Genomic DNA, 6,913 nt, shown 5'->3' on the forward strand with positions numbered 1-6,913 from the left:
CGCCCGAGTCGAGGAGACCCCGTGCCCGTGTCCGACGCCGAGCTGCACGCCCGGTTCCGTCCGCTGTTCGACGAGATCGCCGCCGGTGCGGTCGAGCGCGAGCTGCACCGCCGCCTGCCGGAGAAGGAGATCGCCGCGCTCCGCGACGCGGGGTTCGGCGCGCTGCGCGTGCCGGCCGACCGGGGTGGCTCGGGCGTCACGCTGCGGCAGCTGTTCGCGCTGCTCGTCGAGCTGGCGGCCGCGGACTCGAACATCCCGCAGGCGCTGCGCACCCACCTGGCGTTCGCCGAGCTGTGGCAGGCGGACCCGGACGACGCGGTGCTGCGCGGCCGGCTGGAGCAGATCGCGTCCGGGAGGCTGGTCGGCAACGCGATCTCCGAACGCGGCGGGGTGGTCCGCGACTCCTCCACCACGGTGCTGCGTCGCGACGGCGACCGGCTGCTGCTCGACGGCGAGAAGTTCTACTGCACCGGGACCCTCTACGCCGACCTCGTCGACGTCGTCGCGCTCGACCCGGACGGGAACCGGGTCACCGTGCTCGTCGAGACCACCGCGCCCGGCGTCGAGCGGATCGACGACTGGCGCGGGTTCGGGCAGAAGCTCACCGCCAGCGGCACCACCCGGTTCACCGGTGTCGAGGTCGACCCGGCCCAGGTCCGCCCGGCCCCGGTCGACCGGCACGTGCCGGTCCGGCAGGCGTTCCTGCAGCTCGTGCAGCTGGCGGCGCTCGCCGGGATCGCGCGGCGGGCGGCCGACGACGTCGCCGCCTACGTCCGGGACCGGAAGCGGAACTGGCCCTACGGCAACGCCGACCTGCCCAAGGACGACCCGCTGGTGCAGCAGGTCGTCGGGAAGGTCGACGCGGTCGCCTTCACGGTGGCCCCGACCGTCGACGCCGCCGCCGCCTCGCTGGACCGGGCGCTCACCGAACCGGAGCACGCCGACACCGCCGAGCTCGACGTCTACCGGGCCCAGTCGACCGTCCCGCAGCTCGTGCTGGACGCGACGTCGGACCTGTTCGAGGTGGGTGGGGCCTCCACGGTCGACGTCGACCGCGCGCTCAACGGGACGGTGCCGGTGCTGTCGTTGTCCTCGGGCGTCTCCGGCTGACGGGTGGTTCAGCCCGCGGCCAGCGCCGAGCGGGTCGCGTCGTCGGCGGGCAGGAACGTCTCCAGCGCCAGCTCGGCGAGGGTGACGTCGTGCGGGGCGCCGAACGTCGTCATCGTCGAGTGGAACGCCAGCGGGCCGTCCGGGGTGTCGAGCAGCAGCGGCAGGAGCACGTCGGACCCCGGCGACGGCAGCGCGGTCTCGGCCGGCGCCGGGTAGCCGCGGCACTCGGCGAGCAGCTCCGCCAGCCGCGGGTCCCCGGTGACCCGGACCTGGCGCTCCAGCCGGTGCAGCAGGTGCTCGCGCCACTGGGCGAGGTTGCGGATCCGCGGCGCGAGCCCGCCCGGGTGCAGGCAGACCCGGTAGACGTTCACCGGCGGGCCGGACGCCGCCGGGTCCAGCCCGGCCAGCAGCGGTGCGACCGCCGCCCCGGCGAGCTGCACGTCGCCCCAGCGGTCCACCACGAGCGCCGGGTACGGGTCGTGCGCGACGACCAGCGCCTCCAGCGCGGACCGGACGGGCGCGAGGTCCGGGTCGTCGAGCGGGCGCTCGGTGTACGCCGGGGCGTAGCCGGCGGCGAGCAGCAGCGCGTTCCGCTCACGCAGCGGGATCTCCAGCTCCTCGGCCAGCGCACCCAGCAGCTCACGGCTGGCTCCGGACCGCCCGGTCTCGACGAAGCTCAGGTGCCGGGTCGAGACGCCCGCGGCCAGGGCGAGGTCGAGCTGGCTGCGCCGCCGCCGGGCCCGCCAGAACCGGAGCATCTCCCCCGGGCCCGCGTTCCGGGACGGACGGGCGTGTGCGCTGCTCACCGGGCCCACGCTAGCGACGGGCGGGAACGGCGACGACTACCCCGGAGGTAACGGGACGGCGTTACCTCACGGGTCATCGCGCCGCCCGCCGCGGCGGCGCACGCTCGGTCCCGTCAGCGACACCGAGATCCGGAGGACCGCAGCGATGACCGATTTCACCGCCCTCGCCGAGCGCTACGTCGGCGCCTTCAACGAATCCGACCCGGCCACCCGCACGGGCCTGGTCGCCGAACTGTTCACCGCGGACTGCACCTACACCGACCCGCTCGCCGACGTGGCCGGGCACGACGGCGTCGCCGGCTTCCTGGACGCGGCCCGGCAGAAGCTGGCGGGCTGCGAGTTCCGCCGCTACGGCGACGTCGACGCCCACCACGACCGGGCCCGGTTCCGCTGGGCCGCCGCGCCGCCCGAGGTGTGGGCGGCCGGCGCGGAACCGCCGGTGATCGGGTTCGACGTCGTCGTGGTCGCCGGGGACGGCCGCATCGCCGCGGTGCACGGCTTCCTCGACGCCGTCCCCGCGGCCTGAGCCGGACCGGTCAGTGCACGACCGGGCCGGACGATCCCGGGGCCGGGATCGCCGGTCCGGCCGGGCGGGTGCGTCGCGGCCGCAGGAACGCCACCACCGCGAGCATTCCGGCGAGGAGCGCGCCGTACTGCAGGCCGAGCAGGTAGCCGAGCCCGCGGCCGAGACCGAACAGCGCCTGCGGGTCGAACCAGGAGTACGCCGAGAGCAGGATCAGCAGCACGGCCCCGGTCAGGGGCGCGGCGGGCGAGACCCGCACGGCGAGCGCGACCCCGCCCAGCAGCACCCCGCCGAGCAGCAGGAGCGCCGCGCCCGCGGGGACCGCGTCCAGCTGCATGCGCATCGAGGCCTCGAACGCGGTCCCCATCCCGCGCCCGGCGACGGCCAGCGCCAGCACCGTGCCGACCAGCCCGATCACCACACCCTGCAGATGCCGCATGCCGGCTCCTTCCCCCCGACCGGCCGCCCGTCGAATCGGACGTACCGGTCGGAGGGAACATATCAGCGCTTGCCGTTCGGGAGGGCCAGTCGATTGATCGTGCGCAGGACCTGCAGGTACTGCGTCCACAGCGGCCCGGAGGTGTACTCCAGCCCGTACTCCTCGCAGAGCGCGCGGACCTCGGGCGCGACCTCCGCGTAGCGGTTGCTGGGCAGGTCCGGGAACAGGTGGTGCTCGATCTGGAAGCTCAGCTGACCGGTCATCAGGTGGAAGTACCGGCCGCCGTCGAGGTTGGCGGAGCCGAGCAGCTGGCGGACGTACCACTCGCCGCGGCTCTCGTCTTCCAGCTGCTCCTCGGAGAACTGGACCGCCCCGGTCGGGAAGCGCCCGCAGAAGATCACCGCGTGCGACCAGACGTTGCGCACGAGGTTCGCGGTGACGTTCCCGGCGAGCACCGGCAGGAAGAACGGGCCGGCCAGCGCCGGGAACGCGACGTAGTCCTTGAGGACCTGCCGCCCGGTCTTGCGCCCGATCGACTTGATCTGCTGCCACACCCGCGACCAGGGCTTCTGCCCGGCGACGAGCTTCTCGACCTCGAGGTCGAGGTCGTGCAGCGCGACGCCGTACTCGAAGAACAGGCTCAGCAACGCGTTGTAGAGCGAGTTGCCCAGGTAGTACGGGTTCCACTTCTGCTCCTCGGACAGGCGCAGGATCCCGTAGCCCACGTCGCGGTCCTTGCCGACGACGTTGGTGTAGGTGTGGTGCATGTAGTTGTGCGAGTGCTTCCACTCCGCCGAGGACGAGACATTGTCCCACTCCCAGGTCGACGAGTGGATCTTGGGGTCACGCATCCAGTCCCACTGGCCGTGCATGACGTTGTGCCCGATCTCCATGTTCTCGAGGATCTTGGCGATCGAGAGCATGGCGGTGCCGGCGATCCAGGCCGGCGGCAGGACGCCCGCGAACAGCAGCGCGCGGCCGCCGATCTCCAGGGCCCGCTGCTTGCGGATGACGCCGCGGATGTACTCGGCGTCCGACGCGCCGCGCTCGGCGAGCACCCGGTCGCGGATGGCGTCGAGCCGCCGGCCGAGCTCCTCGATCTGCTCGGCGGTCAGGTCGGTCGTGGCCTGCACGTCCTCACGGCGGGACGACGGGACGAGCTCGAGCAGCGGGCGCTGCGGCTGCTGCAGCCGGCTGGTCTCCTCGGGGCCGGGTTCGGTCGCGGTGCTGACGGCGGGGTTGTCGGCGACTGCGGTCACGCGGACCTCCTCGGGTCGGACGGGGCCGTGCGGCCCCGGGATTCGGATGTCGGCCGGGTGCGTGGTCGGGTGCGTGGCCTGCTCAGGGAAGGTCGATCCGGGCCGGACCGCACGCGGAGTTGATGCAGGTCTGGACGAGGTCACCGGGCTCGCCGTGCGCCTCGCCGGTTCGCAGGTCCCGGACCCGGCCCTCGCGCAGCGGGAGCACGCAGCCGAAGCAGATGCCCATCCGGCAGCCGCTCGGCATGAGTCTCCCGGCCGCCTCGCCGGCCTCCAGCAGGCTCTGGCCGGGCTCCACCTCGACGTCGGCGCCGCCGAGGTCGACGGTGCCGCCGGTGCCCTCGGCCGCCCGGGCGGGCGGGGTGAAGCGCTCGGCGCGGACGCCGTCCCAGGCCTCCTCGACCGCGTCGAGCAGTCCGGCGGGCCCGCACGCGTAGACGGTGCGCGCGGCCCGGTCGGGGACGGCGGCGTCGACGGTCCCCGGGTCGAGCCGGCCGGTGACGCCGCTGTGCCGCAGCACCACCCGCAACGACCGGTGCCGCGCGGCGAGGGCGGCCAGCTCGGCGCCGAAGATCGTGTCCTCCGGGCTCCGCGCGCTGTGCACGAGGACGACGTCGGGCATGTCCCCCGCCCGGTCGAGGCTACGGAGCATGCCCATCACCGGGGTGATGCCGCTGCCCGCGGTGACGAACAGCAGCGGGCCGGACGCCTCGGCGGGCAGGGTGAAGTCGCCGGTCGCCTGCTCCAGCTCGACGATCGTGCCGATCGGCAGGTCGCGGACGAGCCGGGTGGAGACGACGCCGTCCGGGACCTCCTGGACGGTGATCGTCAGGTGGTCCGCGTCCTCGGGCGAGGTCAGCGAGTAGCTCCGCCGGTACCGGACGCCGTCGACGTCGATCCCGACGCCGACGTACTGCCCGGCCCGGTGCCCGGCCCAGCCGCGGCCCGGCTCGATGGTGACCGAGACGGCGCGTCCGGTCTCCCGGCGACGGGCGACGACCCGGCCGCGCAGGGTCGAGGTCGACCACAGCGGGTCGAACAGGGTCAGGAAGTCCTCGGGCAGCAGCGGCGTGGTCAGCGCTCCCGCGGCGGACAGCAGGCGCCGGGGCAGTGTCGGCGCCGCGACGGCGGATCAGAACATGACATCAACTCTGCACAACTTGATGTCACATAGCAAGTGGAGTCCGATGGTTCACTGTGTCACATGAGCGCCTGATAGCGTTCGTGTCATGGTCGACGGTACCGACGACGGCTCCGACCTCGAGGGATGGCGCACGATCGACGAGCTGGCCCGCGCCAGCGGTGTCACCGTGCGCAACATCCGCGCGTACCAGGCACGGGGCCTGTTGCCCCCGCCGCAGGTCAGGGCCCGGACCGGGTACTACGGGCCCGGTCACTCGGCGCGCCTGGAACTGATCCAGGACCTGCAGGACGAGGGCGTCAAGCTCGACACCATCAAGAAGCTGCTCGACACCACCGGCGGCTCCACCGAGCAGGTCGTGCAGTTCATCCGGACCGTGCGCGAGCTGTTCGCACCTGAGGACCGGCAGATCGTGCACCTCGGCGAGCTGGCCGAGCGGTACGAGACGACCGACGTCGGCGTGGCCAAGCGCGGCGTGAAGATGGGCCTGCTGCGCGAGCTGGGCGACGACACCTACGAGGAGATCAGCCCGCGGCTGATGAACGCCGCGGCCGAGCTGACCGGCCTCGGCATCCCGATCACCCGCTCCCTCGACGTCGTCGAGCAGCTCCGCAAGCACGCCGACGCCGTCGCCAAGCTCTACGTCGATCTCTTCCTCGGCGAGATCTGGCAGCCGTTCGACGCCTCCGGCCGTCCCGACGACCAGTGGCCGCGCGTCTACGAGACGATCGAGCGGATGCGCCGGATCTCCGGCGAGGTCATGATCGCGGTCCTCGAGCTGGCCGTCGCCGAGCGCGTCGACGTCACCTTCGGCCGGGACATCGTCCGCAACGTCCGTACCACCAGCGCGGGCCCAACCGCCGCGGCGGACTCCACCGACGGCACCGACCCCACGGACAGCACCGCGGACCCGGCGGACACCGCGGATCCCTCGGGCACCGAGGAGTCCTCGGGCACCGAGGATCCCGCCACGACCTCCTAGGACGCCCGACCCGCACGGGCCCTGCGCCCACTCATCATCGGCACCGGCCGGGTTCGGCCGGAGTGTCGCGCATCCCGGTCGGGTCCGTGCCCGGTCCGCAGGAGATCGCGTCCCTGGCACGCAATCGGGTTCCTCGCACGCGATCGGGTTCCTCGCACGCGATCGGACCCCGTGCGAGCGAGGCGAACCCGTGCGAAGGCGTTCCGGATCGAGGCGCTCGCCGGCCCGGCCCGCTGCGGGGCGTGCAGGGCCCCGTGTCCGCGATACGCGCCGGCCGCCCGGTCCTCGGCCGGACCGGGTCGCCGCAGGACCGGGATCCGACCCACCGGCAGCCCTGCAGCCACGGGGCCACGGAGCCACCGGCCACAGCCACAGCCACCGCCACCGAGCCACGGGCCACGGCCACCGGCCACCGGCCACCGGCCACCGGCCACCGGCCACCGGCCACCGGCCACCGGCCACCGGCCACCGGCCACCGGCCACCGGCCACCGGCCACCGGCCACCGGCCACGGGGCACGGGGCACGGGGCACGGGGCACGGGGCACGGGGCACGGGGCACGGGGCACGGGGCACGGGGCACGGGGCACGGGGCACGGGGCACGGGGCACGGGGCACGGGGCACGGGGCACGGGGCACGGGGCACGGGGCACGG

General features: G+C 74.0%; 8 protein-coding genes and 1 pseudogene. 4 read left to right on the forward strand and 5 right to left on the reverse strand.

What is annotated here, in order from left to right; translation table 11 throughout:
- The first annotated feature begins 21 nt into the window (after nucleotides 1-21).
- Complete coding sequence (locus Ae150APs1_RS08005) at nucleotides 22-1,110, forward strand: acyl-CoA dehydrogenase family protein (protein ID WP_075296727.1); 1,089 nt, start codon at nucleotides 22-24, stop codon at nucleotides 1,108-1,110.
- An 8-nt stretch (nucleotides 1,111-1,118) separates the two neighbouring features.
- Here the strand turns inward: Ae150APs1_RS08005 and Ae150APs1_RS08010 are convergent, their stop codons facing one another.
- Entirely contained in the window at nucleotides 1,119-1,916 is a 798-nt protein-coding gene (locus tag Ae150APs1_RS08010; protein WP_349289873.1) for a helix-turn-helix transcriptional regulator, read from the reverse strand.
- Nucleotides 1,917-2,061: 145 nt separating this feature from the next.
- Here Ae150APs1_RS08010 and Ae150APs1_RS08015 point away from each other — a divergent pair, with 145 nt between their 5' ends.
- On the forward strand, nucleotides 2,062-2,442 hold the full coding sequence (locus Ae150APs1_RS08015; RefSeq protein ID WP_010231668.1) for a nuclear transport factor 2 family protein: 381 nt from the start codon (nucleotides 2,062-2,064) through the stop codon (nucleotides 2,440-2,442).
- Between the two features lie 10 nt (nucleotides 2,443-2,452).
- On the opposite strand, the gene Ae150APs1_RS08020 is transcribed toward Ae150APs1_RS08015, so the two are convergent.
- The 3 genes from Ae150APs1_RS08020 to Ae150APs1_RS33395 all read right to left on the reverse strand — a co-directional run bounded on the left by Ae150APs1_RS08020 (nucleotide 2,453) and on the right by Ae150APs1_RS33395 (nucleotide 4,789).
- Nucleotides 2,453-2,878: a hypothetical protein gene (locus Ae150APs1_RS08020; protein WP_010231665.1), complete on the reverse strand. Its 426-nt coding sequence runs from the start codon at nucleotides 2,876-2,878 to the stop codon at nucleotides 2,453-2,455.
- 62 nt (nucleotides 2,879-2,940) lie between these two features.
- Nucleotides 2,941-4,011: an acyl-CoA desaturase gene (locus tag Ae150APs1_RS08025; protein ID WP_075301829.1), complete on the reverse strand. Its 1,071-nt coding sequence runs from the start codon at nucleotides 4,009-4,011 to the stop codon at nucleotides 2,941-2,943.
- Between the two features lie 208 nt (nucleotides 4,012-4,219).
- Nucleotides 4,220-4,789, reverse strand: a complete 570-nt coding sequence (locus Ae150APs1_RS33395; protein WP_249266264.1) for an iron-sulfur cluster-binding domain-containing protein — start codon at nucleotides 4,787-4,789, stop codon at nucleotides 4,220-4,222.
- Between Ae150APs1_RS33395 and Ae150APs1_RS34555 the strand changes: the two genes are divergently transcribed.
- The gene (locus Ae150APs1_RS34555) at nucleotides 4,788-5,003 is read left to right on the forward strand and encodes a hypothetical protein (RefSeq protein WP_349289874.1); all 216 of its coding nucleotides are present in this window, start codon (nucleotides 4,788-4,790) and stop codon (nucleotides 5,001-5,003) included. The genes Ae150APs1_RS33395 and Ae150APs1_RS34555 overlap by 2 nt on opposite strands.
- Here the strand turns inward: Ae150APs1_RS34555 and Ae150APs1_RS34560 are convergent.
- Nucleotides 4,922-5,248: pseudogene (locus tag Ae150APs1_RS34560) on the reverse strand (FAD-binding oxidoreductase); the annotation flags it as partial. The gene Ae150APs1_RS34555 and the pseudogene Ae150APs1_RS34560 overlap by 82 nt on opposite strands.
- Before the next feature lie 118 nt (nucleotides 5,249-5,366).
- Between Ae150APs1_RS34560 and Ae150APs1_RS08035 the strand changes: the two are divergent.
- Nucleotides 5,367-6,260, forward strand: coding sequence for a MerR family transcriptional regulator (locus Ae150APs1_RS08035; RefSeq protein ID WP_075296731.1), 894 nt, complete (start codon nucleotides 5,367-5,369; stop codon nucleotides 6,258-6,260).
- The last annotated feature ends 653 nt before the right edge of the window (nucleotides 6,261-6,913 follow it).

It is taken from the genome of Pseudonocardia sp. Ae150A_Ps1, assembly GCF_001932315.1.
GTDB lineage: Bacteria > Actinomycetota > Actinomycetes > Mycobacteriales > Pseudonocardiaceae > Pseudonocardia.

Bases quoted from the DNA above. Each gene is read 5' to 3' on its own strand.
- Ae150APs1_RS08015 (WP_010231668.1), top strand. From the start codon at position 2,062: ATGACCGATTTCACCGCCCTCGCCGAGCGCTACGTCGGCGCCTTCAAC.
- Ae150APs1_RS08020 (WP_010231665.1), bottom strand. From the start codon at position 2,878: ATGCGGCATCTGCAGGGTGTGGTGATCGGGCTGGTCGGCACGGTGCTG.
- Ae150APs1_RS34555 (WP_349289874.1), top strand. From the start codon at position 4,788: ATGCCCATCACCGGGGTGATGCCGCTGCCCGCGGTGACGAACAGCAGC.
- Ae150APs1_RS33395 (WP_249266264.1), bottom strand. From the start codon at position 4,789: ATGCTCCGTAGCCTCGACCGGGCGGGGGACATGCCCGACGTCGTCCTC.
- Ae150APs1_RS08035 (WP_075296731.1), top strand. From the start codon at position 5,367: ATGGTCGACGGTACCGACGACGGCTCCGACCTCGAGGGATGGCGCACG.